Source organism: Longispora fulva, from assembly GCF_015751905.1.
Lineage (GTDB): Bacteria > Actinomycetota > Actinomycetes > Mycobacteriales > Micromonosporaceae > Longispora > Longispora fulva.
On sequence record NZ_JADOUF010000001.1, the window covers coordinates 2,323,903 to 2,349,400 of the forward strand.

General features: G+C 70.3%; 23 protein-coding genes. 8 read left to right on the forward strand and 15 right to left on the reverse strand.

Annotation, left to right across the window (positions count from 1 at the left end; genetic code table 11):
• Position 1: 1 nt before the first annotated feature.
• From IW245_RS10250 to IW245_RS10265, 4 genes are all read right to left on the reverse strand, one after another.
• Positions 2 to 955 carry an AAA family ATPase gene (locus tag IW245_RS10250; RefSeq protein WP_233472403.1) on the reverse strand — a complete coding sequence of 318 codons (954 nt, stop codon included), beginning with the start codon at positions 953 to 955 and terminating at the stop codon, positions 2 to 4.
• A 55-nt stretch (positions 956 to 1,010) separates the two neighbouring features.
• On the reverse strand, positions 1,011 to 2,765 hold the full coding sequence (locus IW245_RS42145; RefSeq protein WP_197002942.1) for a fibronectin type III domain-containing protein: 1,755 nt from the start codon (positions 2,763 to 2,765) through the stop codon (positions 1,011 to 1,013).
• A gap of 212 nt (positions 2,766 to 2,977) precedes the next feature.
• Complete coding sequence (locus IW245_RS10260) at positions 2,978 to 6,001, reverse strand: hypothetical protein (RefSeq protein ID WP_197002943.1); 3,024 nt, start codon at positions 5,999 to 6,001, stop codon at positions 2,978 to 2,980.
• Between the two features lie 238 nt (positions 6,002 to 6,239).
• On the reverse strand, positions 6,240 to 6,995 hold the full coding sequence (locus IW245_RS10265) for a DUF2306 domain-containing protein (protein WP_197002944.1): 756 nt from the start codon (positions 6,993 to 6,995) through the stop codon (positions 6,240 to 6,242).
• A gap of 93 nt (positions 6,996 to 7,088) precedes the next feature.
• Here IW245_RS10265 and IW245_RS10270 point away from each other — a divergent pair, with 93 nt between their 5' ends.
• Positions 7,089 to 7,787, forward strand: coding sequence for a TetR/AcrR family transcriptional regulator (locus IW245_RS10270; RefSeq protein WP_197002945.1), 699 nt, complete (start codon positions 7,089 to 7,091; stop codon positions 7,785 to 7,787).
• A gap of 3 nt (positions 7,788 to 7,790) precedes the next feature.
• Here the strand turns inward: IW245_RS10270 and IW245_RS10275 are convergent, their stop codons facing one another.
• The 6 genes from IW245_RS10275 to IW245_RS10300 form a co-directional block, all read right to left on the reverse strand.
• On the reverse strand, positions 7,791 to 9,089 hold the full coding sequence (locus IW245_RS10275) for a hypothetical protein (RefSeq protein ID WP_197002946.1): 1,299 nt from the start codon (positions 9,087 to 9,089) through the stop codon (positions 7,791 to 7,793).
• A 215-nt stretch (positions 9,090 to 9,304) separates the two neighbouring features.
• Positions 9,305 to 9,967 (reverse strand): Type 1 glutamine amidotransferase-like domain-containing protein, encoded by a 663-nt coding sequence (locus IW245_RS10280; RefSeq protein ID WP_197002947.1) that lies wholly within the window; start codon positions 9,965 to 9,967, stop codon positions 9,305 to 9,307.
• Positions 9,968 to 10,205: 238 nt separating this feature from the next.
• Positions 10,206 to 11,396 carry a trypsin-like serine protease gene (locus IW245_RS10285; protein WP_197002948.1) on the reverse strand — a complete coding sequence of 397 codons (1,191 nt, stop codon included), beginning with the start codon at positions 11,394 to 11,396 and terminating at the stop codon, positions 10,206 to 10,208.
• A 202-nt stretch (positions 11,397 to 11,598) separates the two neighbouring features.
• A complete protein-coding gene (locus IW245_RS10290) occupies positions 11,599 to 12,783 on the reverse strand; it encodes a heparan-alpha-glucosaminide N-acetyltransferase domain-containing protein (protein ID WP_197002949.1) in 1,185 nt (394 codons plus the stop codon).
• Between the two features lie 249 nt (positions 12,784 to 13,032).
• Positions 13,033 to 13,458, reverse strand: coding sequence for a poly-gamma-glutamate hydrolase family protein (locus tag IW245_RS42150; protein WP_307788877.1), 426 nt, complete (start codon positions 13,456 to 13,458; stop codon positions 13,033 to 13,035).
• Positions 13,459 to 13,482: 24 nt separating this feature from the next.
• On the reverse strand, positions 13,483 to 15,540 hold the full coding sequence (locus tag IW245_RS10300) for a phosphocholine-specific phospholipase C (RefSeq protein ID WP_197002951.1): 2,058 nt from the start codon (positions 15,538 to 15,540) through the stop codon (positions 13,483 to 13,485).
• A 148-nt stretch (positions 15,541 to 15,688) separates the two neighbouring features.
• On the opposite strand from IW245_RS10300, the gene IW245_RS41555 reads away from it, so the two are divergent.
• The 4 genes from IW245_RS41555 to IW245_RS10315 all read left to right on the forward strand — a co-directional run bounded on the left by IW245_RS41555 (position 15,689) and on the right by IW245_RS10315 (position 18,691).
• Positions 15,689 to 15,820, forward strand: a complete 132-nt coding sequence (locus IW245_RS41555; RefSeq protein WP_267919845.1) for a hypothetical protein — start codon at positions 15,689 to 15,691, stop codon at positions 15,818 to 15,820.
• 5 nt (positions 15,821 to 15,825) lie between these two features.
• Positions 15,826 to 16,686: a PhzF family phenazine biosynthesis protein gene (locus IW245_RS10305; RefSeq protein WP_233472398.1), complete on the forward strand. Its 861-nt coding sequence runs from the start codon at positions 15,826 to 15,828 to the stop codon at positions 16,684 to 16,686.
• A 69-nt stretch (positions 16,687 to 16,755) separates the two neighbouring features.
• Positions 16,756 to 17,214 carry a MarR family winged helix-turn-helix transcriptional regulator gene (locus IW245_RS10310; RefSeq protein ID WP_231398745.1) on the forward strand — a complete coding sequence of 153 codons (459 nt, stop codon included), beginning with the start codon at positions 16,756 to 16,758 and terminating at the stop codon, positions 17,212 to 17,214.
• A gap of 43 nt (positions 17,215 to 17,257) precedes the next feature.
• Positions 17,258 to 18,691 (forward strand): MFS transporter, encoded by a 1,434-nt coding sequence (locus tag IW245_RS10315; protein ID WP_197002953.1) that lies wholly within the window; start codon positions 17,258 to 17,260, stop codon positions 18,689 to 18,691.
• A 122-nt stretch (positions 18,692 to 18,813) separates the two neighbouring features.
• Here IW245_RS10315 and IW245_RS10320 read toward each other — a convergent pair whose 3' ends face one another.
• From IW245_RS10320 to IW245_RS10330, 3 genes are all read right to left on the reverse strand, one after another.
• A complete protein-coding gene (locus IW245_RS10320; RefSeq protein ID WP_197002954.1) occupies positions 18,814 to 19,143 on the reverse strand; it encodes an HIT domain-containing protein in 330 nt (109 codons plus the stop codon).
• Positions 19,144 to 19,269: 126 nt separating this feature from the next.
• Positions 19,270 to 20,904, reverse strand: coding sequence for an amidase family protein (locus tag IW245_RS10325; protein WP_197002955.1), 1,635 nt, complete (start codon positions 20,902 to 20,904; stop codon positions 19,270 to 19,272).
• Between the two features lie 127 nt (positions 20,905 to 21,031).
• Complete coding sequence (locus IW245_RS10330) at positions 21,032 to 21,841, reverse strand: TetR/AcrR family transcriptional regulator (RefSeq protein ID WP_231399539.1); 810 nt, start codon at positions 21,839 to 21,841, stop codon at positions 21,032 to 21,034.
• On the opposite strand from IW245_RS10330, the gene IW245_RS10335 reads away from it, so the two are divergent.
• On the forward strand, positions 21,840 to 22,982 hold the full coding sequence (locus IW245_RS10335; RefSeq protein WP_197002956.1) for an FAD-dependent oxidoreductase: 1,143 nt from the start codon (positions 21,840 to 21,842) through the stop codon (positions 22,980 to 22,982). The genes IW245_RS10330 and IW245_RS10335 overlap by 2 nt on opposite strands.
• Before the next feature lie 24 nt (positions 22,983 to 23,006).
• Here IW245_RS10335 and IW245_RS10340 read toward each other — a convergent pair whose 3' ends face one another.
• A complete protein-coding gene (locus tag IW245_RS10340; RefSeq protein WP_197002957.1) occupies positions 23,007 to 23,378 on the reverse strand; it encodes a VOC family protein in 372 nt (123 codons plus the stop codon).
• Between the two features lie 164 nt (positions 23,379 to 23,542).
• On the opposite strand from IW245_RS10340, the gene IW245_RS10345 reads away from it, so the two are divergent.
• Positions 23,543 to 23,881 carry a hypothetical protein gene (locus IW245_RS10345; RefSeq protein WP_197002958.1) on the forward strand — a complete coding sequence of 113 codons (339 nt, stop codon included), beginning with the start codon at positions 23,543 to 23,545 and terminating at the stop codon, positions 23,879 to 23,881.
• A 141-nt stretch (positions 23,882 to 24,022) separates the two neighbouring features.
• Positions 24,023 to 24,472 (forward strand): DUF4279 domain-containing protein, encoded by a 450-nt coding sequence (locus IW245_RS10350; protein ID WP_197002959.1) that lies wholly within the window; start codon positions 24,023 to 24,025, stop codon positions 24,470 to 24,472.
• 30 nt (positions 24,473 to 24,502) lie between these two features.
• Here IW245_RS10350 and IW245_RS10355 read toward each other — a convergent pair whose 3' ends face one another.
• On the reverse strand, positions 24,503 to 25,432 hold the full coding sequence (locus IW245_RS10355; protein WP_197002960.1) for a phosphotransferase family protein: 930 nt from the start codon (positions 25,430 to 25,432) through the stop codon (positions 24,503 to 24,505).
• Positions 25,433 to 25,498: the final 66 nt, after the last annotated feature.

Sequence of the window (25,498 nt, forward strand, 5' to 3'; positions counted from 1 at the left end):
GTCAGCTCCGCGCGTGCGTCATCGGGACGGCCGCGTCGGCCAGGACCTCCGCCACCACCTGCTCGGGCAGCCGCCGGTCGAGCTCCGCCTCCGGGGTGAGCACCAAACGGTGGCACAGCACCGCCCGGGACACGTCCCGCACATCGTCGGGGGTGACGAACGACCGGCCGTGGGTGGCCGCGAGCCCCTGCGCGGCACGGACCAGCGCGATGCTGCCGCGCGGGCTGGCACCGTGCCGGACGGCCGGATGGGTCCTGGTCGCCGCGGCCAGCCGCACCGCGTAGGACACCACCTCCGGGTCCACGTGACTGCGCCGCACCTCATCGACCACCCGCAGCACGTCCTCGACGCTGAGCACCGGGCGCAGCACGTCCGGGTCGATCCCGGCGCACTCGCCGATCACCACCTGCATCTCGGCCTGATGGTCGGGGTACCCGACGGACAGCCGCATCAGGAACCGGTCCAGTTGGGCCTCGGGCAGCCGGTAGGTGCCGGCCATCTCGATCGGGTTCTGGGTGGCGATCACCAGGAAGGGGCGTGGCACGTCCTGCCGGACGGTGTCCACGGTGACCCGGCGCTCGGCCATCACCTCCAGCAGGGCGGACTGGGTCTTCGGCGTGCCCCGGTTGACCTCGTCGGCGAGCACCACGTTGGCGAAGATCCCGCCCGGGTGGAACTCGAACCGTTCGGTGCCCTGGTGGTACACCATCACGCCGGTGATGTCGCCGGGCAACAGGTCCGGCGTGAACTGGATCCGGCTCATCCGGCCGTCGATGCTCGCCGCCAGGCACTTGGCCAGGGTGGTCTTGCCGACCCCGGGCACGTCCTCGATCAGGAGGTGCCCCTCCGCGAACAGCGCGGCGACGGCAAGCCGGACCAGGTCCGGCTTGCCGCGCAACACGTGCTGCACGTTGGTGGCGATCAGGTCATAGGCCGCGCTGGGCGTGGGGGTCACGACGCACCTTTCTGGATGTCCCACGGCGGTCTCCCTGTCATCCGCCGCCGGTCGTTCACGGAGTGCCCGTCCAGCTGCCGGTGGCCGTGCCCGCCCCGGTCCTGACCGTGACGTCCATGGTCACAGGCATCATGATCATCGCCGATGTGAAGCTCATCGTGATCTGGCTGCCGTTGCCGCAGGGGACCCAGCCGGTCTGTGCGCCGCTGACCCCCCGCATGGTGGCCTGGCAGGTCGCGTCCAGTCCCATGCCGTCGGCGTTCACCGTGGTCACGTAGGTGAGGAACTTCGGCGAGGTCACGCCGAGCACCTGCACCGTGGGCGGCGGGCTCGGGGTCCTCGCGCTGGCGCTGACCCCCGCGCCGCGGCCGACCGCGTTCTCGGCCGCCACGGTGATCACATATGACGTGCCGTTCGCGAGCCCGGTCAGAGTGGCGCTCGTCTGCGCCCCGCCGACCCTGGTCGAACCGCCGGACCAGGACAGCACGTACCCCTTCACCGGCGACCCGTTCGAGGCCGCGGGGGCCCAGCTCACGGTGACCGACCGGTCCGCGCCGACGGCCCGGACGTTGCCTGGCGCGCCCGGCACGCTCGCCGGCGGCTCTCCGCCGGGCTGTCCGGCGCCCGGCTGCGGGGCGGGCGCCCCGCTGGCCGGCGGCACGGGAGGGGGTGCCTGCGCGGCCGGGGACGGGGTCGCGATCACGACGTTGACCTCCAGCACCGAGCCGTCGCCGCCGTTGACCACGACCATGTGCGACCCGTCGGCGTTGTCCACGTAGACCCGGTCGTCCTCGCCTTTGCTGAGCCGGGGTTTGCCGGCACCGCTGGGCAGGTGCTTGGTGCCTTTCCTCGTGCCCCGGCTGTCGTAGGTGGACACCTCTGACCGGGTCTCGTCGACCAGCACCACGGTGTTCCCGGCGGCGACCGGCCGGCTGAAGGTGGTGTCCTTCGGCAGGTCCACCGTCACCGTCCTGGCCGCGGGCCGGTTCCGGTCCAGCCCGGCGGTGTCGATCAGCAGCAACTGGTGCCGGGCCGGGTCGGTGACCACGAGCCGGCCCTCGACGGAGCCGCTGGCCACCTCGACGTCGGCGGACAGCTCCACCCCGGTCGGCACCGGCTCGCCGAGGCCCGCGCCGTCGACGGCCCGCAGGGCGGCGGCCGTCGTGTCCAGCAACACCGGCCGGTCGTCGACGACGGCCAACGCGCCGGAGTGCCCGGCGGGCACCTGGGCGGGGCAGCTCAGCCGCTGCGCGCCGCGAGCCAGTTGGCACAGCGCGCCCGAGTCGATCCGGTGCAGCCAGACCGTGCCGTCCCGCGTGGCCACCGGCCCGGACACCGGACCCCCCGCCGGCATGGTCGCCGTCGGGTCGCCGAGTCGCACCAGTTGGCCGGCGTTGCGGTACACCAGGTACGGACCGCCCGCGATCTCCATGACCACGGGCTGCTCGTTCGCCGGCGGGGTGGCCGCACCCTCCACGCTGAGCGTGGACTTGCCGAAGATACTGATCTTCGAGCGGCCGACCACGTATCCGGACCGGTCGCCCTGCACCACCTGGCTGCCGTCCTCGGCGCCTGGGATCCGGGCCCGCGCGTCCACCTGTCCGGTCGAGCCGTCGACGTGCGACGCGGCACCGAGGGAGTCGGTGTACACCCAGTGCCCGGCCGTCGCGAACTGCAATCCGGGGGCGGCCGGAGTCCGGCCGGCGATCGCCAGGCCCACCACGCCCAGACATGTGGCGGCCAGCACCGCCACCGCAGGCTTGGACCGCAGCACAGCGCGAAGCCGGCCCGCTCGCACGTCGATAGTCACTACTGGATGGTAACGATGTCAGGTATAGCGGCGATACATCCACTCTGGCCTGTGTCCATGCCCCAGAATGGCCCAGCTTGTCAAGCCCTCGATCTCCGAGTGGTGCGCGTGGGCATCCGGGCCACCCGCGCCGCGTCGTCCGCCGACAGTCCCAGGGTCGCAAGGACCGCGTGCGTCCTGGGACTGTCGGCGGCGCGTGCCACCGCCGGGCGTCAGCCGAGTGTGGTGAAGCCGTCGAGGACGGCGTACTGGCCGGACAGCTTGGTGACGATGATCGTGTGGGTGCCCTGGCTGAGCCCGGTCCTGCCGAACACCGCCACGTTGGCGTGGCGTTGCCCGTCGGCCGGCACGGTGTCGACCACGACCTGGGTTCCGCCGTCGATGCTGACGCCGAGGGTGCCCTGGTCGGTGTACTGCTCGCCATGGACCTGGATGCCGGTACCGGTGAAGGTCAGGCTCGCGGTGGAGCCGTTCGCCGTGGCGAAGTGGATGTCACCGTTGTAGTCGCCGTAGGGCCGGCCGCCCTGGAGGGCGAACCCGCTGTAGGTGATGCCCGCTGCCGTGTCGTCGATCCGGACCGCCGTGTCCAGTACCGCGAAGCCGTCGAGGACGGCGTACTGGCCGGACAGTTTGGTCACCACGATCGTGTGGGTCCCCGGCAGCAGGTTCGCCTCCCGGAACACGGCCACGTTGGCGTGGCGTTGCCCGTCGGTCGGCACGGTGTTGACCACGACCTGGGTTCCGCCGTCGATGCTGACGCCGAGGGTGCCCTGGTCGGTGTACTGCTCGCCGTAGACCTCCACGCCCGTGCCGGAGAAGGTCAGGCTCGCGGTGGCGCCGTTGGCCGTGGCGTAGTGGATGTCGTTGTTGTAGTCGCCGAAGCCGCGGTTGCCGTTGGTCGCGAAGGAGGTGTAGGCGATGCGGCTGTCGGTGTCGTCGACGCGGCCCTTGGTCGCAGGCCCCGCGTCGCCGACCCGGATGTCTGCGGCGACCGTCCCGGCCGGGATCGGGACCACCAGGAAGCCGCCTGACAGGAACTGCGTCCCGGTGACCGGCACGTTCTTGACGTAGACCGGGGTGGTCGAGGTGAAGCCCTGTCCGGCGATGAGGACCTGGGTCGCGTTCGTCGTCGGGGAGATGTACTCGACGTCGGGCGTGCCGCCCAGGTTCAGGTACGCCGATGTCAGCCCGGCCGCGGTCAGCAGGCTGTTCGGGATGTCGCCGGGCTTGGGGGTGGCCGGGATGGTGGTGTTGCCGCTGGCGTGGGAGTCGACCGCACTCGCGCAGTGGTAGTTCTCCACCGAGGACGAGAAGTAGTTGCCGGTGATCCAGAAGTGGCCGGTGGCCTCGCAGCCGCCCTGGGAGTACTGGCCGGCGTTGAACGCGGCGTTTCCGGCCCAGTTGATCCACTCCGAGCCCGCGTCGTCGTAGTAGGTGAAGTTGGTGTTGCGGCCGTCGAACGCTACGTTCCCCTTGACCTGCAGGCCGTTGGCGAGGGTTGCTGCGGGGTCGATGGTGGTGCCGTCGGCCTGGTAGCGGTACCCGGCCTGGTGGCCCTCGACGTAGATCGCGCCACCGTCGGAGCGGACGGACAGGTAGTCGTGGATGATGTTGCCGCTGATCTCGTTGTTCTCGTTGATGTTGGTCGAGTTCTGCGGGTGGGCGGCGTTGTCGACGTGGCCCTGGATGACGCCGGCGGTGATGGCGGTGTAGGGCAGGTCGTACAGGAGATTGTTGCTGATCTTGGTGCCGCGGGAGAACAGCAGCGTGATGCCACAGGCGGAGGAGTACTCGGTGCCGATGTGGTGGATCACGTTGTTCGACACGGTGGTGCCGGTCAGGATCTCGTTGGTGCCGATGGTGTCACCGGACACCGCGGCCGGGTCGGGGGTGCAGTGGTCCTTGATGCCCTGTGCCTCCGGCGCGTTCAGCGGCGTGGGGTCGTAGGTGCAGCCCAGCAGCAGCGCTGTCGAGGCGATGTCGGTGAACTCGTTGCCCTGGATGAGGGTGTTCTTGGCGCCGTACATGACGCTCAGGCCCGCACCGCCCAGGTTGGTGAAGCGGTTGCCGGTCAGGCTGAGGTTGGTGGTCGCGGTGAAAGCCACGTTGCCCATCGGCTGCGTCAGCGAACCCCACGGACATGTGCCCGCCGGACTGGCGAAGGTGCACATGCCCTGGTCGCGGCCACCGGTCATGCGCAGGTTGCTCTGCACGTCGGCGAAGCCGTACGGGCGGGACGGGTCGTTCCACGTCGCGTAGGAGAACTGCAGGCCCTGGAAGGTGAGGTCGTGCAGCGGGTTCGCCAGCGTGCCCGCACCCTGGACCAGCTTCTCCAGCCGGGGCAGTTCGATGTCCAGCGAGGCGACCTGCTCCCCCGGGTTGGGCTGGTAGTAGAGGGTGTTGGCCGCCCGGTCCAGGTACCACTCGCCAGCGCTGAGCAAATTCCTCGCGTTGGTCACCCGGGTGGGCTTGGTGCTCACGCCCATCGACGGCAGGCCGCCGCTGGCCTGGCTGAACGAGGCCCGGTTGGTCACGTTGGTCCAGCAGGGCTGGGACATGGTGACGATGCTCCCGGCGAAGCTCGCCACCCGGCACCGCGACTCGGTCCACGGGCCGTTGCCGCCGGGGTAGTCGAACTCGACTCCGGCCACCTCCGCGGCGGTGCGGGCCCCGAACCAGGCCATGGCCGTGCTGTCGGCGCTGATGTCGTACCCGGTCGACGACCCGGTCCACGTGCCGTTCCAGCCCAGCGCGGAGCGGTCGGCACCGGAGATCGGCGCGAGTTTGCCGTCGACGTAGAGCTGGCGGGTCTCGCTGCCCGCCGCGACGGCCGCCTTCCAGGCACCGGTGGTGCCGTCCTGGGTCCAGCCCGTGACCCTCGTCGCGCCGGAGATCACCGGCGTGGCGCCCGCCGCGGCCCGCCAGCTGACGGGGTGACCCGCGCTGCCGGAGTCGGCCGCGCCGAACTTCCACGTGTCGGCGAGGCGGTAGGTGCCGTCGGCGAGCAGGACCGTCACGTCGGCGCCCGGGTCGGCGGCGAGCTTGGCCCGCACGGCGCTCTGCGCGCCCGCCAGCGCGCAGGGTGCCGCCTGGGTGCACGCGGTGCCCGAGCCGGTCGTGCTGGCGTAGAGGGTGACGGCGGTCGCGGCGGTCGCGGCGGGGACGGCCTGCACGGCCAGGCCTGCGACCAGGGCCGCCAGCCCCCAGACGGCCTTGCTGAGGTGGTGGGTACGCATGAGGGGACAGTCCTCTCGGAGAGGTCGTGAGTCACGAACAGCGGCGCAAGGCCGGTCCCATACATCCGATGTCTGCCGCTAATTTGCCGTTGATCATGGATATTTTGCGAGTCAATCATCGAATACATCAGATGACTCGGAACCTAGAGGTGATCCGGCCCGGCGTCAAGGGGGCACGTTGACGCCCGTCAGGCGCGGCGGTCAACAAGCCACCGCCATGATGCGGGTACCGGACTCCTCAGCCTGTCAGGGAAACCGTCGCCGCAGGAGTGGGTTCTGGCGCCGTCCTGTCGCGACCCGTGACGGACCGCCGGACCCGGGTACGCTCCAGCCACCATTCCGCGAGCACCAGGTTGACCACCCAGCTCAACCAGATGGCGGCCTGGGCGGCTTCGGGGATCATCCGGTTGATGTCGCCACCGTAGTGACTGTCGACCGTGGGGCTCAGGCCGATGATGAGGGCCACGATCCACACCCGGTTGGCGACGATCGAGGTGGTGAGGGCGAAGCTGCGGACCATCCAGCGGCGGTGGTCGGCGTACCGGCGCAAGCGCGCCGTCCGGTAGCCCCGGAAGGTGGTCGCCAACCACACCAGGCAGAGGGTGAGGTTGCCGATCCGGCCGACGTACCCGGTGTGGGACACGATCGAGACCACGATCCCCGTCAGACCGGCCGGCAGCACGCCGGCGAAGACGTAGACCCTGCCTGCCCTGCGGTGCCAGGCCGGATGCCGCTGGCGGAACCAGGGCCAGACCTGCAGCCCGCAGGTGACAAGGGCGACCGTGCCGAAGCCGATGTGCGCGAGCAGGACCGCGTAGTGGGCCGGGAAGCCCGCGCGCAGCGGCAGCCGGGCCTGGGCGGGATCCAGGCTCAGGTACGGCGGCAGCGAGAACGCCAGGAACGCGAGCGTCAGCACCGCCAGCGGCGCGACCCAGGGCCGGCGCCACCAACTGACCGCCGGGGTGACGGGCGGTCGTTCGGTCAGTTGTGTCATGGTGTTTCTCTCCCCTTGGAGAACTGCGTGCCCCGTACTCAGTTCAGCGTATGCCATACGCAGTCCGATGGGAAGCTCCGGAGAGGACACGAGTTGACGACCGAGCACAGCGACTTGCTCTGGGGCGACCGCCAGCGGCCGGCCCGGGGCCCGAAACCGGGCCTGAGCCGGGACCAGATCGTGGCGGCGGCCATCGAGCTCGCCGACGCCGAGGGCCTGGTCGCGCTGTCCATGGCCCGGCTGGCCAGCCGGCTCGGCGCGGGCACCATGTCGCTGTACCGCTATGTCAGAACGAAGGACGAGCTCGTCGCCGTGATGTTCGACGCGGCACTCGGCGAGCCACCGGCCGTCGACCCCGCCGACTGGCGTTCGGCCGTGCGGACCTGGGCGCACGGCACCCGCGACATGTTCCGCCGGCACCCGTGGCTACTGCCCCTCACCACGGCCCCCCGGGTGCTCGGCCCGAACGAGGTCGCCTGGACCGAGACCGCCCTGGTCGCGCTGTCGGCGACGGGCCTGGCGCCGGTCGCGGCCTTCAAGACCGTTTTCCTGATCAACGGGTACGTCCGCGGCAGCGCCCAGTTCCCCGCCGACCAAGGCGGGCCGGTCCTCGATCCCATGCTGGTGCCCCGCTGGGCCGAGGAGGGCCGGTTCCCGACCCTGGTGGGGATCCTGACGGGAGGCGGGCTCGACGGGTTCGACCACCGGTCGGAGGCCGCGTTCGACTTCGGCCTAGACCGAATCCTCGACGGCCTCGCGCACATCGTGGCCGGGCCGGCGACGGGGGCCTGACCCTTAGCGAGGTAGCCCTACCGTCCCGATCACCGCGTGGCAGGCGTCGTACAGCTCCCGCAGGTCCCCGTCGAGGAACGGCTCCAGTCGAAGGGTGATTCCGGCCAGCCAGCCCGTGAGGTCCTGAGCCAGCGCGGTGTCCCCCCTGCGGTGGAAGGCGCTGGCCGCGCCCGACACCACGCGGGCCCAGTCCGGGCCGAAGGCGCTGAAGTTGTACCGCAGGTTCGCCTCGCCGCCCTTGGAGGCGAACACGAACAGGTAGTGCGTCTCCAGCGCGAGCCGCAGCCCGGGGCCAGGGTCCACGGCTTCCCCGTCGAGCATCCGCACGGCGTGCGGGGCCAGGGCCGAGGCGTTCATCAGCGCCAGCCGTGGGTCGCTGTTGACCCGGCCCGACTGGGTCGGCGACCGCTGGGCGTTGGCCACCAGGTCCTGGAAGAGCGCGCCGATCCCCGCCGCCGTCAGCGCGTCCGCGAACGTGGGCAGCCGGGCGGCGGTCACCCTCGCCACCGCCTCCGCCGCACCGGCGGCGTCGATCTCCCTGGCCCGGCCGGTCAGCACGGGATCTCCCTGACGCAGGCCGAGGCGTGCGAGAGCACCGGCCACCTGCCCGGTTCCCCGGTTCTCCAGCAGCGAGATGAGGCTGTCGTCGGCGTCCGTGGCCAACGCCGCACGCCCCGCGATCGTGTGCGCCTCCGCCACCACCTCCAGCGCCATCATCAGATAATGGAAGTCCACCGGGCCTGTCCTGGGCACCGCCGGGCCACGGGTGTAGGCGAAGATCGCCTCGTCGGCGGCGGCGACCGCGAGGTCCTGATCGCCGACGCGGTGCTGAACCACGGCCGCCAGCGTGAGCACCCGGGCGAGATCCAGGGCGTGCGCGCCGTCCGGGTCCCGCGCGTCGAGCCGCGTGTACCGCACGACCGCCTCATCGGCGTCGAGCACGGCGCTCACTCCCCGACCCGCGACGCTGTACGCCCGCGCCCGCCGCGCGCACACGTCGGCCATGTACGCCTCCGGCACGGCCAGCTGTTCGTAGATCGCCTGGCACTCGTCGAGCAGGCGCACCGCCTCATCGGCGTGGCCGGCGTCGGTCAGGGTGGAACCCATCCCGTACAAGATGGAAGCCAGACCCTGCCGGAAGGTGGCGTCGTCCGGCCGCGCCACGACCAGCTCCCGGGCCAGCCCCAGCGCCTCCCGCTGCACGGGCACGGCGTCAGCGGCCCGACCCGCCGTCATCAGCGGCATGATCTGGTCCATGAGCTGACCGATCCGGTGTTGTTTCTCCTGCCAGCCCCAGTCCATGCCGTCCATTGTGGGTCGCCGCAAGATCATGGTCGAATCCACTGGTCCATATATTCCAGGCCAATGGGGCATTCCCCGCTGGACACGTCCGGATCTGACACCCTACTGGCCGCGACCTCGAAATGCATGGCCCGTGCAGGTCTCTCCATGCCGACCAGAGATGGCGTGCCCAAGGCGGCGGATTCGCCGAGCGCCACCAGACATCCCTCGCGTCGTTAGGGGTTAAGCAGTCTCCAGTTCCCTTCGGAGATGACTTCGACGTCTCCGTCGGTCACCTTGATGGCCGTCTCGCTGTCAATGGCATACGCCCGCATCGGCATCGTCGCGGCCCACTTCTCGGCGTGGGCCATGGTGTTGGTCGCCATGCCCGGGGAATCCACGTGCGGGAAGATCGCGAAGTCGACCACGCCCAGCGTCCGGTCGCCGCCCCCGGGCGGGCTCCAGCGGACGAAGTCCTCCCCGATCCGCGGGGTCATCACCATGCTCCCGGCGCTCAGCCCCACATAGACCATGTTGTCGAGCGTCGGGAACAGGTCCGCCAGGCCGGACTCGCGCATCCAGTGGCACAGGAACATCGGATCGCCACCCTCGACCAGCAGGACGTCCGCCTCCCGGACCATGGGGACCCAGAGCTCCTCACCGATGCTGGGCAACGCGGTCAGCTCAAGAACCCCGAGGGACTTCCACCCCAACTGGGCCATGGGCGCCAGGTCTCCGCTGATCGCGCGGGCAGCCAGGACGGCCCCGCCCTTCTGGGCGTGCAACGCCGTAGGGACGACCAGGGCACTGGACTCTGCGACCGGCTTGCCGAGCAGGTCGACGAGTGCGTCGTGGATGCTCGCGTTCGTGATGCCCGAGTCCGTGAGGAGAAGCCTCATGACAACCTTCCCAGCCAATGGACGATCCTGCCGGGCCACGCTAACTCCTACCCCTGACAAAACACCGTCGCCACTCTCCTCACGCAACGACGGTCCGGCGACCTTGATTCTCCCCTCGACCCCTGGTGTTGGCAGGTCAGGCGCAGCATCGGGTCTCCGCTCGCCGGGTCATCGCCACAGCATGCCCGGAAGCCGGGTCCGGGGATATCCCCGGACCCGACCCCTGTGAGCTGGATGCCTAGAGGGTCAGCTTCCAGGAGTCGACCGTGCCCGTGTCCTGGGTCGCGGAGTCCCGGACCGACAGCTTCCAGGTACCGTTCCCGGTCTTCCCGGAAAGATCGACGGTGTACGACTTGACCACGTCGTGCCGGCTGTCGACCCGGTCGAAGTCCTCGAGCAGGACGCTGGAGCCGTCCGGCGCGATCACCCGGAGCGTGAGGTCGCCTCGCCAGGTGTGCCGGATGGTCACCGCGACGGTCGCGGTGGCCGAGGGCTTGCCCGCGCAGCCGGCGACGGTCGCCGGGCTGGTCACGGTCCGGTTGTCCCGGATCGAGACGGGGGCGGTGCCGGTGACGGAGACGCCGCACCCGGTCGGGTTCGGGTTGGGGGTCGGAGTCGGCGTGGGCGTCGGGGTCGGGCCGGGCGTCGGGCCGCCGCCGAGCGCCTCGGCCGCCGCCCAGATGTCGGCGGCGAAGTGCGAGACCTGTGTGTACACGCCGGGCTTGCCGGCCTGGGCGCAGCCGTCGCCCCAGCTCACGACGCCGATCTGCAGCCACTCGCCGTTGACCTGCTTGGTCATCGGCCCGCCCGAGTCGCCCTGGCAGGTGTCGACGCCACCCTGGGGGTACGCGGCGCAGATCTCCTCGGCGGCGACGAGCCCGGAGTAGTTCCCGCCGGCGGCCTTGCAGCTCGCGTCGTCGACGAACGGCACCTGCGCCTTGAGCTGGTACCGCGAACTCGATCCGCCGTCGGAGGTGTCGCCCCAGCCCATGATGGTGAAGACGCCGGAGTCGTTGGCGGGGTCGGTGTTCAGCCGGAGCAGGTGCGGGTTGGCGATCGGGGTGGCGAGCTTGATCAGGGCCCAGTCCTTGCCGGTGCCGTTGTAGCCCGGCGCCTGGTGCACGTACGTCGACCGGACGCTGATCGCCGACGGGTCCTGGTCGTCGACGACACCGTAGGTGGCGGTGATCGACGTGTCGGCTCCGGTGCGGTCCACGCAGTGCGCGGCGGTGAGCACGAGCTGCGGCGTGTACAGCGCGCCGCCGCAGCCCATGGACAGGTGGACCATCCACGGGAGCTCGCCCTGGGCGGCCCGGGTGCCGCCCACGATGGACGGTCGCGGGTCGGGTGTCGGCGCGGCGGCGGCCGGGGCGGCGACGACGCCGACGGCCAGCGCCACGGCGGCGACCCGGATGAGGGTACGGAGCATCGAGGGTTACTCCTTGCGGTGTGGTGAGCGACCGGTCGGTCGCGGGTGAATCCAGGCTGGTCGATCGGGCGGGTCCGGGTCGTCTGCCGATCGGCCCGGTCGGGTATGTCGAACGGCAGATATCCCGTACGCCGTTCGGCCAGCCGGCGATGCCCATCAGGACCCATGACCCTGGCCGTCGCCGATCGCTCGGGAGCCCGGGTTACGTGGCCGGGGTCGGCTTGGTCGGTTCGAACACGGTGTCGGCAGTCGGCTGCCGGCCGGTGTCCGCCGCACGATTGGAGATCCAGGTGACCACGCCCTCCAGCGGGCCACTGGTCCGGAACGTCCGCCACAGGACGGCGAACGCGAGCGCGGCGGCGACGGAGACGGCGGCGAACCAGGGACTCTCGCCCGCGCCGTGCTCGGGTGCCTCCTGCGACAGGAGCAGGAAGGACGCGATGTGCAGGACGTACACGGTCAGCGTGATCGAGCCGAGGGCGGCCAGTGGCCAGGTGGCGGTCCGCACCTCACGGTACCGGCACAGCAGCAGGAGGAGCCCGATCACCGCGATCGCCAGGCCGCCCGAGCCGAGCACCTCGCCCCAGCCGCCGCTGTGCGGGGAGGACGTCGCGAGACGGTCGAGGGGGTCGGGAAGTCCGGGCAGGTGGCCGAGGCCATACCCGGTGACGGAGATCGTGGCTCCCACGCCGAAGACGACGCCGGCGGTCCGGCGGTTGTCCAGGGCCAGGCGGCCGACGCCCATGCCGGCGAGGAGGAACGCGAGCCAGATGACAGCGGGATACGTACCGGTGAAAAGGATTTCCAGCGCGAATCGGGCCGCGATCGGCAGGTCGACGCCGTCAGTGGGCACGCCCTTCACCGCCGTGGCCAGCGATCCGGACTGCGGCTCGCCGCCGTGCCCCGGCACAAGGTTGGCCAGGACAGGGCCGGTCAATGCGACGATCCCGGCCGAGACGAGCAGCCACCGGGCGCTCAGCCGCAGGAACGGCGTCGCGAGCAGGAAGAGCACGCCGTAGACGGCGAGGATGACCGCGGCGCCGCCATTGAGAAGGTCCAGCGCCGCGCCGATCCCGAGGAGTAGCGCGGCGCGGGTGAAGACGCGCACCCTGGCCCTGACCAGCCGCTCGCCGGAGTGTGGCCGCGGACGGCCGGCGATGAACGTCAGGGACAACCCGGCCAGGGTCATGAACAGGATGGAGGACCGGCCGTTGACGAGGCCGGGCCAGGTGCCCGGATCCGACAGCGACACCTCGGTGCCGCCGAACGCCAGGTGCGCCAGGATCATGCCGATCACGGCCAGCCCGCGGGCGACATCGATCGCTCCGAGCCGGGGTCCGGTGACAGCGACGGCGGCCGGGAGCCGTCGGGTGGGATGGGTGATCATCGGTGTGTCTCCCGTGGTTCGACGTCGCGGAGCCCGTGGCGCGCTCGCCCTGGACGCCCTGGTCGGGGTCGTGCCCACCTCGGGCGGCCGGCACGTCAGGGGTGGTCCAAGCGTCCGCGAACGCCATGCCCGGTCGACATGGACGATCGACCACACCGGGGCCGACGAAAGTAACCCGCGAGCGCGGACGGTCGGCACCGCGCACCCGTCCGGCCGTTTGCCGCGCACGGGCCCGGCAGGCCGGTGTGGTCAGGGCGCCCGGAGCCCCTCCACCTGCGCGATCGCCGCGCGCACGGAGTCCCGGCAGCCGCGCAGGCTGATGGCGTGTTCGCTGCCGCCGAGCATGCTCAGCGCTAGGGGATCGTCGTTGTGCTCGGAGGTGACGTGCAGCGCCAGGTTCGAGCGGATGTCGGGGCGGATTCCCTCGAACATCCAGTACTCGTACCGGGCGGCCGGCCTCGGGTCCGGGCTCGTCGGCAGCGCGGACCCGGCCACCGTGTCCGCGACGCCGTTCAGGACCGGCCTGGCTCCAGGTCGCGCGGGTCGAGCCGTTCGTGACGCACCGTGCCGCGAACGACTGACCAGACCTGGGAGGTCGTCGTCGCGGTGAGCTCGTCGAGTATGTCGCCGCCGCCGAACCCGCGTCGAGCGGTGGCCCACCGGCTGGTGGGCCACCGCTCCCCTGCGGCGCGGCCGAGTTCAGCCGGTGACGCTCGGCGCGCCGGTCTCGATGTGCCCGGTGAACCGCCGCGACCAGGTGCCGTCGGCCGACAGCGAGACCGCGAGGTCGTACCAGCCGTTGGTGTAGGCGACGGCGTTCCAGTAGTCGCTGACGGTCTGTCCGGCGGGCACGGTGTACGTCCACGGGCCGTCGGTGCGGTAGTTGGCGGCGGCCACTGTGAAGGTGACGGGCACTGCCGAGCCGTTGACCATGTCGAGGAAGATCGCGAGTTTGCCGGTGCCGGCCTCCACCGCCACCCGCGAGCGGACCTCCACGTTGCGGCTCGCGCTGGTGGCGGTGCCGGTCAACCGGCGCAGGAACCGGTTGGGGCCGACGACGGTGAAGTCGTACCGGCCGCTGCCGAGGCCCGGGCCGCAGTTGAAGAAGTCGGTCACCGGCTGGCCCGGCGACACCGTGTACTGCCACGGGCCGCCGCTGCGGAAAGCGTTGGCGTACACGGCGAAGTGCGCCGCGTGCCCGGCCAGCGGGCCGTCGTTGGCCATCGTGATGTTCAGTCGGATGCTGCCGTCGGCGCCGTAGTCCCAGGAGGAGATGTGCGCGGTGGGCTGGTAGGGCAGCGCGCGGGCCTGCCGGGTGCCGGGCTCCTGGGCGGGCAGGGCGTTGGTGGACGGCGACGGGTTGGGCAGCGGCCCGCAGTACGACGTCGAGATGGCCGCGCCGGGGGTGGGCAGCGCCGGCAGGCCGTACACGGGGTGGGCGAAGTCGAACGCCGAGGTCAGGTCGCCGCACACGGCCCGCCGCCACGCGCTGATGTACCGGCAGGTGGCCGGTTTGCCGATCGCCGTGCTCCAGGTTTCCAGGAACCGGAGCACGGAGGTGTGGTCGAAGGTCTCGGAGGTGACCCAGCCGCCCCGGCTCCACGGGGAGACGACGAACATCGGCACCCGGAAGCCGAGCCCGACCGGGGTGCCGCCGACGAACTCGTCCGGGGTGCCGGCTGGCGGTGCCGGCGGGGGCACGTGGTCGAAGAAGCCGTCGTTCTCGTCGTAGTTGACCAGCACGACGGTGCTGTTGAACACGGCGGGGTCGGCGTTGAGCGCGTTGAGGAGGCCGCTGACGAACCGTTCGCCGTTCACCGGCGGGCCGATCGGGTGCTCGGAGGTGGCCTGGTCGGTGACCACCCAGGACACCTGAGGCAGGGTGCCGGCACGCACGTCGGCGCGGATCGCCGCCAGGATGTCGTCCGGGGTGCTGCCGGAGACGCGGGGCACGCTGACCATGCCCCGGTCGTGCAGCGGGGTGCCGGGCGCGGCGTTGGCGAACTGGGTGAAGTAGGCCAGCGCGTTGTCGCCGTAGTTGTCGGAGGCGTTCTGGTAGACCCGCCAGCTGATCCCGGCGTCCTGGAGTTCCTCGGCGTAGGTGCGCCAGGTCAGGCCGGACTCCTCGCCGCCGTCCTTGGCCGGGGAGCCGAATCGGCCGGCCGCGTCGATCATTCCGCTCCAGTGGAAGGTGCGGTTCGGGCCGGTCGCGGTCAGGCCGGAGCTGTGGTAGGCGTCGCATAGGGTGTAGGCGTCGGCCAGCGCGTAGTGGAACGGCAGGTCCTTGCGATCCATAAAACCCATACACCCGATTTTGTACGCCTTCGCCGGCAGCCAGTTGTCCAGCTTGCCGCTGTTCCACGCCGAGTGCTGGTCCGACCAGCCGTGCGCCAGGTCGCCCTGGCACTGCGCGAGGGTCTCCGGGTCGGGGCTGCCGGACGGGCCGCGCAGCGGGAACGGGTACTGCCGACCGGACCAGTTCGGCTGATTGAACACCGAGTAGCCGCCGTTGATCGAGATCGCGGTGCGGTCGCCGAACCCGCGTACCCCGCGCATGGTGCCGAAATAGTGGTCGAAGCTGCGGTTCTCCTGCATCAGGATCACCACGTGCTTCACGTCGGCGATCGTGCCGGTGCCCGCCACCGCGACCTCCGGCCCCGGCGCGGCCCCGGGTGCCGCCGCCGAGGCCGCCGGCAGCGCGACGCTGCCCGCCACCCCGGCCGATCCGATCAGAAACCTGCGTCGCGCGATGCCCATCGGTGCCTCCAGCGGTCCAGACCAATCCAACCGGCGCACAGATTAGGGGCGCAGGGTGACCGACGGGCGGCGGATTGTCGATGGCCAGATGTCCGAACGCGGACAATCCCACGCGTGTTCAACCCGAGAGAGAGCTGAGGGGCCATCCATGAGGATCGCCGAGTTCCCCGTGTCGGCGGCGCGGGCCGGTGTGGCCGAGGCCTTGACGGAGGACATGGCCACGGGCGACATCAGAACCTTGTGGAGCGTCCCGGCCGACCCGATGGAGGTGACGCCTTGATCGACGTGACGATCATCGACGCGTGCCGGCGACAGGGCCGGGGCGGCAGTCCGACCGCCGTCCTTGACGATGCGCCGTTCACCGATGCCGAGCGACGGCGCATCCCCGCTGCGACAGGCACCTCGCATGCCGTGTTCATCGCCGCGGGTGACGGCGACGATCGGGCGCGACCGTCGTACCGGCTCCGTTTCTTCACCAGCGAGGGCGAGTTGCCCGCCTGCGGTCACGGCACAGTCGCGGCACTGGCGCTTCTCGCCCTACGCCACGGCGGCGCCGACTACCGGGCCGTGCTGCACACAACAGGCCGCGTATTCGAAGGCTGGGCGAGGCGAGAACGAGACGGCCTGATGGCCACGTTCGATCCGGGCCCGATCCGTCTGCGGGACGCCGGGGAGTCCGAACTCCGGGCGATCGTGACCGCTCTCGGCCTGACGGGCGAAGCTCTTGCCGACGGCGCCTGTGTCGCCTCACCTGGCCGGCCGCGGCTCCTGCTGCCCGTGCGATCGCGCACCGTGCTTGCCGAACTCCGTCCGGACTTCGCCACGCTGCGCCAAGCCTGTGACCGCTACGGACTGCTGGGCTGCTACGCGTACTCAGGCCCCGAGGCGGACGGTCAGGCGTCAGCCCGGATGTTCGCCCCGTCGATCGGCGTCCCCGAGGATGTCGCCAACGCCAACAGCACCGCATGTCTGGCCGCATGCCTCGCGGCTCAGGGCGTCACCAGTATCGCGGTCGACATGGGCGATCACCTCGGCAGACCGTCCACGATCACCGCCAGCACACACAGCAGCGCGTCCGGCACCCTGATCCGCCTGGGCGGCGCCGCACAATTCGCGCGTGCCGTCCGCCTCCCCCAGCGCGGCTGACACGAAGGCGGGTTCGAGTCCAGGCACTGGATGCATAAAGCATTCATATAAAACTGCTATGCTTCAATCATGAGTCGTCAAGACGCCAGTGGTCGCGCTTCCGAGGCGATCGGGTCAGCCCTCTACGGACTGGCCACCAGGGCCGTGAGACGTCTTCCCCGCGACATGAGCCTCACGTCCGCCGCCACCCTGGCCACCCTGGACAGGACCGGCCCACGACGCATCACCGATTTGGCCGCGGTCGAGGGTGTCACCCAGCCCGCGATGACCGTCCTGGTTCGGGTGATGGAGGAATCCGGGCTGGTCGAGCGGACAGGCGATCCGTCCGACAGACGGGTCACGCTGGTGTGCCTGACCGAGGCCGGCGCGTCGTACGTTCGGGCGCGGCGCCAGGCTGGCGTCCACGCGCTGGAGCGGTTGATAGACCAACTCGCTGACGACGAGGTCGAGGCCTTGGTGGCAGCCCTTCCGGCGCTGCTGCATCTGGCAGCGCTCGAGAACCAAGACCGAGAAGGGCTGAAGCAGTGACAGGTCCCGGCCTGTTCGAACACGTCACGACCGAAACCAGCCGATGAGCACCACCCCGGAGCACTCCGAGGCGCGACTGCTGGTCCCCTCCCAGATATTCATCGCCCTGGTGGTTGCGGCAGTCGCCAGCCTGGGAACGCCGCTCATCACCAGCGTGGCAACCACGTTCCACGTCTCGCTCGACAACGCGCAGTGGACGCTGACCATCACGCTGCTGAGCGGCGCCGTCGCCACGCCCGTCCTCGGCCGGCTCGGAGCCGGCCCACATCGACGAGCCACCATTCTCGCGACGCTGGCGGTCGTCGTCGCCGGCAGTGCGCTCACCGTGCTACCGCTGCCGTTCGCGGGGCTGCTCGCCGGCAGGGCGGCCCAAGGCGTCGGGCTCGGCCTGACGGCGCTCATGATGGGCGTGGCCCGCGACCATCTTCCCGAGGGGCGCAGCGCGGCCACGATCGCCCTGATCTCGGTGGTCTCGATCATCGGGGCCGGCGTCGGCTACCCGCTGGCCGGGCTGCTCACCGAGTTCGGCGGGGTGCGGGCCGCCTATGGCCTGGGCCTGTTCGTCACCGCTATCGCTCTCCTGGCGGCGTGGCGCGCCATGCCCGCAGCTCCGGATGGCCGCTCCGCCCACGTGGACGTGGCGGGCGCGCTCCTCCTGGCGGGCGGTCTGTCCCTCGTCCTTTTCCTCGCGAGTCAGAGGAGCCTATGGAGCCATCACCTCGAGGTGGCGGTGGTCCTCGCCATCGTCGCCGTGCTCCTCCTCTGCGGCTGGATCGCCTCCGAGCTGCGCAGTAGGACGCCCCTGGTCGATGTCCGGGCGGTACGGCACCCGGCGGTCGCCGGAGCGAACATCGCCATGTTCGTCGGCGGGAGCGGCATGTACCTCCTCCTCACACTCATCACCAGGTACGCGCAGACGCCACACAGCGCCGGCTACGGCTTCGGGCTGACCACCTTCGTCGCCGGGCTGGTCCTCGTCCCGTTCTCTGTGATGGGGTTCGTCGCCGGCAAGCTCACGCCTACGTTTCGGAGGCGGATCGACGCCTCCTTCCTCGTGGCCGGCAGCGCCGTCGTCGTCGGTGGCGGGTTCGTCCTCTTCGCGGCGCTTCGGTCGAACCTGGCCGAACTGTTCGCGGCAATAGGCGTGCTGGGCTTCGGTGTCGGCGGCTTCGCGGCCGCCATGCCCGGCGTCATCCTGGCCGTCACCCCAGCGAGCGAGACGTCGAGCGCCATGAGCTTCAACTATGTCGTCCGCAGCGTCGGGTACTCCTTGGGCAGCGCCATAGGCGGCCTGATCCTGGCCGCCGGCACCGACACCGGCCATCTCTTCCCGAACGACAGCGCATACACCACGGCAGCGCTGATCGGCATCGCCGCGATGGCGTTCACCACCATGACCAGCCTCGCTCTCGCCCGCCGCCGCTCGCCCGAGACCAGCCCGACCGGCGCACCGAGCCAGGACCGGTCGAGTCGATGACAGGCTCGCCGGACGAGCTGTGGCCTGACCGGCGCCTTCTGGATCAGTTCTCGAACTCCGGCCCCAGGTCGCCGCAGCTACCGCCGGGCCCAGCCGTGTGATCGCACCGTGGATGCCACAGCTCAGCGCAGCGGGCTGCCCGCCCCCACATGGAAGTGCAGGTGCTTGGAGTCCTGATATTCGCCAATGTTCGTCACGACCCGACAAGCGCCATGATCGCGGGTGACCTGCTCGGCGACCCTGCGCACCACTGCCAACACCTCATGCAACAGTGCCTCATCAGCACCACCAAGGTCCACCAGAGACGGAACATGGACCTTAGGAACCACAACGATGTGCGCAGGCCAGTACGGCCTGGTGTGATGAAAAGCTAAGACCCCGCTGGTCTCGGCAACCACCGTCACCGGAGTACGGCCGCTGAGGGCTTCCTCGCAGTAGAAGTCACTCGTCATGCCCAACAACGTACTCGCCTTCGCAGTACCCACGCCGCCGGAGCACTCCCCAAGGCGTCCAACCATCCGGCCACTGCCTTGACAAGAACATAGGGGCACCCCCGAGATCAGGCGTCCATCGCGGTCTCAGAGGACTGGGTCCTTGCGCGGCTTGAAGCGCTGCTCGTAGTCGTAGGCGGCCCGGATGAGTCTGCCGTCGTCCAGGTAGCCGCCGATCAGGGTCAGCCCCAGGGGCTCGCCCGAGGCGCGGTAGCCGGCGGGCACGCTGATGGCCGGGTACCCGGCGTGGGCGTACACGATGGAATCGTTGTTGGCGAGACTCAGCAGGATGTCGACCTGGTTGTCCCGAAGCGTGCTGTCGATCGCCGCGCGGGCCCTGGTCCGTGACTCGGCCGCGTTGTCAGGCCCCGGGTCACCCAGTGCCTCCTCGAGAAGCTTCTGCCCCCACGGTGCCCGGTTCGCGAGATCCTGCTTGTTGAAGGCGATGACCTCGGCCAGGGAGGCGACCGGTGCGCCGGTCTCGGCCAGGTAGCTGTCGACGTCACGCCGGAAGTCGTGCAGGAGCACATCGCCGTGCGTGTCGGAAACGAATGTGACCTCGTCCTCGGGGAAGCTGACGTCCTTGACCACCGCTCCTGCGGCCTTCAGGTTCGCGACCGCCTTGTCCTTGATCTCCTGGTCGCCCTTGCGGGGTGCACCGGACGGGAGCACCCCGACCCGCAGCCCGCCGAGGCCACCAGGGCTGAGGAACGTGGTGAAGTCCGTCGTCGCCAGGGAGCGGGCGGCTTCGGCGTCGGCACCGGTGGCGCCGGGGCCGCGCAGCCCGTTGAGGAGCACGGCCAGATCCGGGACGGTACGGCCTATCGGCCCCGCCGTGTCCACCGCACCGGAGATCGGGATGATGCGGTCGCCGCTCAGCAGCCCGATGCTCGGGTGCAGGGCGAAGACCGAGTTCTGCGAGGCGGGGTAGATCAGCGAACCCGTCGTCTCGGCGCCGACTGTCACCGCCGCCAGCCGGGCCGAGGCGGCCACGGCGGATCCGGAGCTCGACCCGCCGACGTCGTACTTCCCGTAGGGGCTGCGGGTCTGTCCGCCCAGCACGCTGAACCCGCTGGGTGCCTCGGAGTCCATGTAGTACGACCACTCGCTGAGGTTGGTCTTACCCAGGATGATCGCCCCGGCCTCGCGGAGCCTCGCGACGATGAAGGCGTCCCGGCCGGAGCGCGCGTCGCGGAGCGCGGCCACCCCGGCGGTCGTGGGCATGCGGTCACCGGTGGCGATGTTGTCCTTCAGCAGTACCGGGATGCCATGCATCGCCCCCAGCCCCGGCGTGGCGGCGGCCCGCTCGCGGTCCTTGTCCCTGGCCGTGGTCAGCGCGTCGGGATTGACGGTGAGGACGGCGCGCAGCTTGCCGGAGTCGTATTTCTCGATGCGCTTGAGGTAGTACAACGTGAGCTGTTCGGCGGTGAGGCGGCCAGCGGCCATCTGCTCGCGGAGTCCGCGGATGTCAGCCCCGGCGATCTGGCTGTCCCAGGCGCTGAGCTGCGCATCGGAGACCGCGCCCAGTTCGGCGGCGAAGGGCGAAAGGTCCGGTGGCCGGGCTCCCTGATAGGACGGCGTCGAGTACTGCCGGCGGATCTGGCTGTCCACGAGCCGGTCGGGGATGGACCGCACGAACGACCGCACTGCCGCCGCGGCGCCCCCACCGACGACCAGCACCCCTGAGACAGCGACCAGCAGGATCTTCTTCCAGCGCCGCATGACCACCCCCAGTCAACATGGTCACATACCGGCACATTTTTCGCGATCTGATTGCACACAGCGCCATGGCGTCGCGCCGGCACCGTCACCGCACTGGAGTTAGCTGAGGATCAAGGATTGGGCCAGGTCATGTCCGGGTGGGGCCATCCACGACCGGCAGGGCCAGGCTGGAGATGCCGCCGAGGATGAGATTGATGCCGGCGAGGAACTCCTCGCGGTCATCGTGGTCGCGCAGCTGGTCGGCGACGGTCCGCGTGAACGGGTACTCGATCGGATCGAGGTTCGCCCACTCGGCCGACGCGGTTGCGAGGGCCGCGGTCCGGTCCGTGCCCGGTTCGTGCGCCCGGGCGTTCGCGGCGTTTTGTCTGCCGACGCCGAGGATGTAGTTCCACAAGGCCGCGGCCGCAGTGAATTGAGCCGCCGTGGGGACGCTGAGCGCTTGGATCTGGCGTCCGAGGCGTTCGAAAATCCGCAGCATCGTCGGCTGCGATGGAGCGCCGGAGAGCTGGGTGCCAGCCCAGGGGTGCGCGTCGACCGCGTCGAACACACCGAGCGCGACCGCCCGGATCGCCTCCTCGGGGGTGTCCTCGGCGACGTCGGCCGCCGTTGCGTGGGTCAGGACGGCGTCGGTGGCGGCGGTGAGGAGTTCGTCCTTGTTCGCGACGTGCCAGTAGATCGCACCGGGCCCGGTCTTCAGGTGCGCCGCGAGGGCCCGGAACGTCAGGCCGCCTTCGCCCGCGGCGTCGAGCAGCTCGACGGCGGCGTCAACGATGCGCTTGCGGGAGAGTGCGTCCGTTCGCCGACGTGTGTCACCCGTCTCCGTTGCCATGCACTCATCTTGACAGATCTGGAACGTTGTTCCAAGCTGGGTACTGGAACGGCGTTCCAGAGTCGCGCGGTCAAGCTCCGTGCGGCCTTCGATGGAGGAAATCACCATGACCACTCCCGTCACGATCATCGGCGCGGGGCTCGGCGGACTGACCCTCGCCCGCGTCCTGCACCTGCACGGCATCCCGGCGACCATCTACGAGGCGGAGGCTTCCTCGACCGCCCGCACCCAGGGCGGGATGCTCGACATCCACGACTACAACGGCCAACTCGCCCTCAGGTCAGCCGGTCTGTACGACCAGTTCGTCGACCTCATCCACGCGGGCGGCGAGGCGTCGCGGGTGCTCGACAGGGACGGCACCGTCCTGCTCGACCGGCCCGACGACGGCACCGGCGGCCGGCCCGAGGTCCACCGGGGCGACCTGCGCCAGATTCTGCTCGACTCCCTTCCGGCCGACACCATCAGATGGGGGCACAAGGTCACCGCGATCCGTCCCCTCGGCGACGGCCGGCACGAGCTGACGTTCGCCGACGGCTCGATCGTGACGAGCAGCCTGCTGGTCGGCGCGGACGGCGCCTGGTCACGCGTACGCCCGCTGCTGTCGGATGCCGAACCCGCCTACGTCGGCACATCCTTCATCGAGACGTACCTGTTCGACGCCGACGATCGTCACCCCGCCAGCGCGAAGGCGGTCGGCGGCGGCGCACTGTTCGCACTGGCACCCGGGAAAGGAATCCTCGCCCACCGCGAGCCCGGCGGCACCCTGCACACCTACGTGGCGCTGACCAGGCCGCCAGGTTGGATCGCCGACATCGACGTCACCGACACCGAGGCAGCCACCACCACGGTCGCCGCAGAGCTCGACGGCTGGGCCCCGGAGCTCACCGCACTGATCACCAACAGTGACACCGCCCCCGTCCTACGGACCATCAACGCGCTGCCGATCGAACACCGGTGGGACCGGGTGCCCGGCGTGACCCTCATCGGCGACGCCGCCCACCTGATGTCACCATTCGCCGGCGAGGGCGCCAACCTCGCCATGTTCGACGGCGCCGAACTCGCCACAGCCATCGCCGCCCATCCCGACGACGTCGAGGCCGCGCTCACCGAGTACGAGAACGCCCTGTTCCCCCGCAGCGCCGAGGCCGCCGCCGAAGCCGCGCACAACCACAGGATCTGCTTCGACGAGGACGCCCCACAGGGCCTCATCGGCCTGTTCAGCAGTTCGTCGCCACCGGCCGGCCGCTGACTCTCGCTCCGCCATGGCATGTCGTCACAGGATCAATGTGCGCTTCGGTCGAATGACGCAGAACTCGTTGCCTTCGGGGTCGGCGAGGACGACCCAGGACTCCTCACCGGACTGCCCGACATCGACGTGGCGCGCGCCGAGTGCCAGTACCCGTTCGATCTCGTCGACCCGGTCCTCCGCCGTGCACGTCAGATCGAGGTGAAGGCGATTCTTGACCGCTTTGACGTCGGCGACCGGCATGAAGCAGATCCCGACCGGCGCTGTGACGTCCGGTCCGATGACCACCTCCCGGTCCCGTTCGGACAGGATCTTCCAACCCAGTACCTGGGCCCAGAATCGGGCCAGGCCTGGCAGATCGTGGGCGTCGATGACGATGTGGTGCAGTCGCAGCGGCATGGGTCTGATCCTCGCGGATGCCGTCGCCATCGGCCACCGCACCCACTGAGACCACGACCCGGTGTCGATACTCGGTGGATGACTGATCTCCCGTCCGGTGAACGGCCCACGACTTCGGCTTCGGCCTGCTGGCCGCCGCGACATTCGACCGGTGCAACCCGGACGTGATCGAGTTCTGCATCGCCGGATTCCTGCCGGGCTTGCTGGCCGTACCGGTCCTCCTGGTGATCACCGGGCCACTGGTCGCCTGGGCGCTGCGACTGCACTTTCCCATCCTGTTCGCCGTGCCCGCAGTCGTCTTCCCCGTGCTGCTGTTCTGCCCCGAGGTGGTCATTCCAGGTGACCAACCGGCCCGACTGATCGGACACCGCCGCCGCACTCCACCCGGCGTCCCGCAGACGCTCTGGCCCCGCAGCACACAGGCACACCACTGCGGCGCATGGAAGGTGGAGATCGCGGCTGCGGCGAACGCTGAGCCCCAGCTACGTCTGAAACAGTCCTGACCTGGACCGCCGTCACCCTGACGACCCGCAGGTTGACCAGGACATTCGCTCGAATCGGATCCACGACCCCTGCGCCGGATCCGGCTTGAGCTTGTTCTTCAACCGTGGTGGTCGCCATGTGGCGACAGCTATGGTGCGGCTGTGATCATTTCTCAGTACGTGTACTTCTCGATCGCCTCGGAACAGGTGTCGGCGCAGGAGATCGGAGCGCGTCTCGGTCTGTCGCCTGATGAGCACACGGTGCGTGGCAGCAGGTCGGCCCTGCCCATGGTGCCCAAGGCGCACTCATGGAAGGTGGTGTGCCGTGAGAGCGGTCTATGCGTGGACGAACAGGTCGAGCGACTTGTCGAGCGGCTGGAGCAGTACGCGGTGCCGATCGGGGCTCTGGCTGACGAACTGGCCGCCAGCGAGGGTGGCCGCAGCGCGACCTTGCAGGTAGTGCGGTACCTCAACTCCGGCGCCGACCCTGAGTACAGGGTGCTGGGCTGGCATTTGGACGCCCGCGTGCTGGACTTCTTGAGGGTGACGCGCGCGGAGTTGGATGTCGATGAGTACGGCCACGAGTGTCCGGCAGACCCCGAGGACGACTGAGATCGCCCACATCCGAGTTGCGCCCGCTGGCTAGCCCAGTGCCGCCCGGACCTTCACGATGGACGCCTCCAGCTCGTCGGCGTCGTCGTGGCGCACAGACCACTCCACGCCCCGCAGCTCACGCCGGACCCGGTTCACCGCCACGCCCCACCCCAGCGCCCCACTGTCGATGCCGGTGAGCTCCGCGTAGCGGCTCAGGACTGCGGCACCGAACTCCGCGCCCAGACACCACAGGCCACACAGGTCAGCCGCCCGATCACCGAGCCGGGCGTCCTCCCAGTCCACCACCGCCGCCAGCCGGCCTTCCCGCGCCACGAGGTTGCCGTGCCAGAAGTCGCCGTGCAGCGCGACAGGCCTCCCGACCTCGGCGATCCAATCCCGGTACTCGGCCCGCCAGCGCCCGAACGCGGCGACCTCCGGACCGGCCAGCCGGCCGGCGACGAGCTCGACGACTGGGTCCGGTGGCCAGAGTTCGGCCTCCTCCACTGACCGGCGCAGCCCGACTTCCGCCGGCGTCCGGCGCAGCACGGCTTCGAGCTTCGGGGAGTCGACCGCATGTAGGGCGGCGAGGAACTGTGCCGTCTCCCCGGCGAGTGCCGAGCCGTGCGACCGCACCAGCCCGGCGGAGACCGGCTCGCCCGGCAGCCACACGTGCACCAGCGCACCATGCTCCAACGATTCCTGCGCCGGCAGCACCTCGACCACTTCCGGTACCCGGGCCGGCAGCTCGGGCAACGCGCCGAGCACCTCCGCCATGCGCCGACCGCGCGCGGCGGCATCCTCGGTGCCGGGCACCCGCACGACGAGGTCCGGCCCGGCCCGCACCACCGAGACTGAGAACCCGGCCCCCAGGAACCTCAGCTCCGAAAGCTCGAACTTCCGTCCCGCCCGCTGAAGGGCGGTGCTGACCCCGTCGAGCAGACCGTCGTTCGACCGCTCTCCCACCACCTCATCCGACACCCCGCCATTCTCACCGCCCACGCCTCACCCCGCTGCCCCGCTGCCCCGCTGCCCCGCTGTCCCAAC

Bases quoted from the DNA above. Each gene is read 5' to 3' on its own strand.
- IW245_RS10260 (WP_197002943.1), bottom strand. From the start codon at position 6,001: ATGCGTACCCACCACCTCAGCAAGGCCGTCTGGGGGCTGGCGGCCCTG.
- IW245_RS10265 (WP_197002944.1), bottom strand. From the start codon at position 6,995: ATGACACAACTGACCGAACGACCGCCCGTCACCCCGGCGGTCAGTTGG.
- IW245_RS10275 (WP_197002946.1), bottom strand. From the start codon at position 9,089: ATGGACTGGGGCTGGCAGGAGAAACAACACCGGATCGGTCAGCTCATG.
- IW245_RS10280 (WP_197002947.1), bottom strand. From the start codon at position 9,967: ATGAGGCTTCTCCTCACGGACTCGGGCATCACGAACGCGAGCATCCAC.
- IW245_RS10285 (WP_197002948.1), bottom strand. From the start codon at position 11,396: ATGCTCCGTACCCTCATCCGGGTCGCCGCCGTGGCGCTGGCCGTCGGC.
- IW245_RS10290 (WP_197002949.1), bottom strand. From the start codon at position 12,783: ATGATCACCCATCCCACCCGACGGCTCCCGGCCGCCGTCGCTGTCACC.
- IW245_RS10300 (WP_197002951.1), bottom strand. From the start codon at position 15,540: ATGGGCATCGCGCGACGCAGGTTTCTGATCGGATCGGCCGGGGTGGCG.
- IW245_RS41555 (WP_267919845.1), top strand. From the start codon at position 15,689: ATGAGGATCGCCGAGTTCCCCGTGTCGGCGGCGCGGGCCGGTGTGGCC.
- IW245_RS10310 (WP_231398745.1), top strand. From the start codon at position 16,756: ATGAGTCGTCAAGACGCCAGTGGTCGCGCTTCCGAGGCGATCGGGTCA.
- IW245_RS10315 (WP_197002953.1), top strand. From the start codon at position 17,258: ATGAGCACCACCCCGGAGCACTCCGAGGCGCGACTGCTGGTCCCCTCC.
- IW245_RS10320 (WP_197002954.1), bottom strand. From the start codon at position 19,143: ATGACGAGTGACTTCTACTGCGAGGAAGCCCTCAGCGGCCGTACTCCG.
- IW245_RS10325 (WP_197002955.1), bottom strand. From the start codon at position 20,904: ATGCGGCGCTGGAAGAAGATCCTGCTGGTCGCTGTCTCAGGGGTGCTG.
- IW245_RS10335 (WP_197002956.1), top strand. From the start codon at position 21,840: ATGACCACTCCCGTCACGATCATCGGCGCGGGGCTCGGCGGACTGACC.
- IW245_RS10330 (WP_231399539.1), bottom strand. From the start codon at position 21,841: ATGGTGATTTCCTCCATCGAAGGCCGCACGGAGCTTGACCGCGCGACT.
- IW245_RS10340 (WP_197002957.1), bottom strand. From the start codon at position 23,378: ATGCCGCTGCGACTGCACCACATCGTCATCGACGCCCACGATCTGCCA.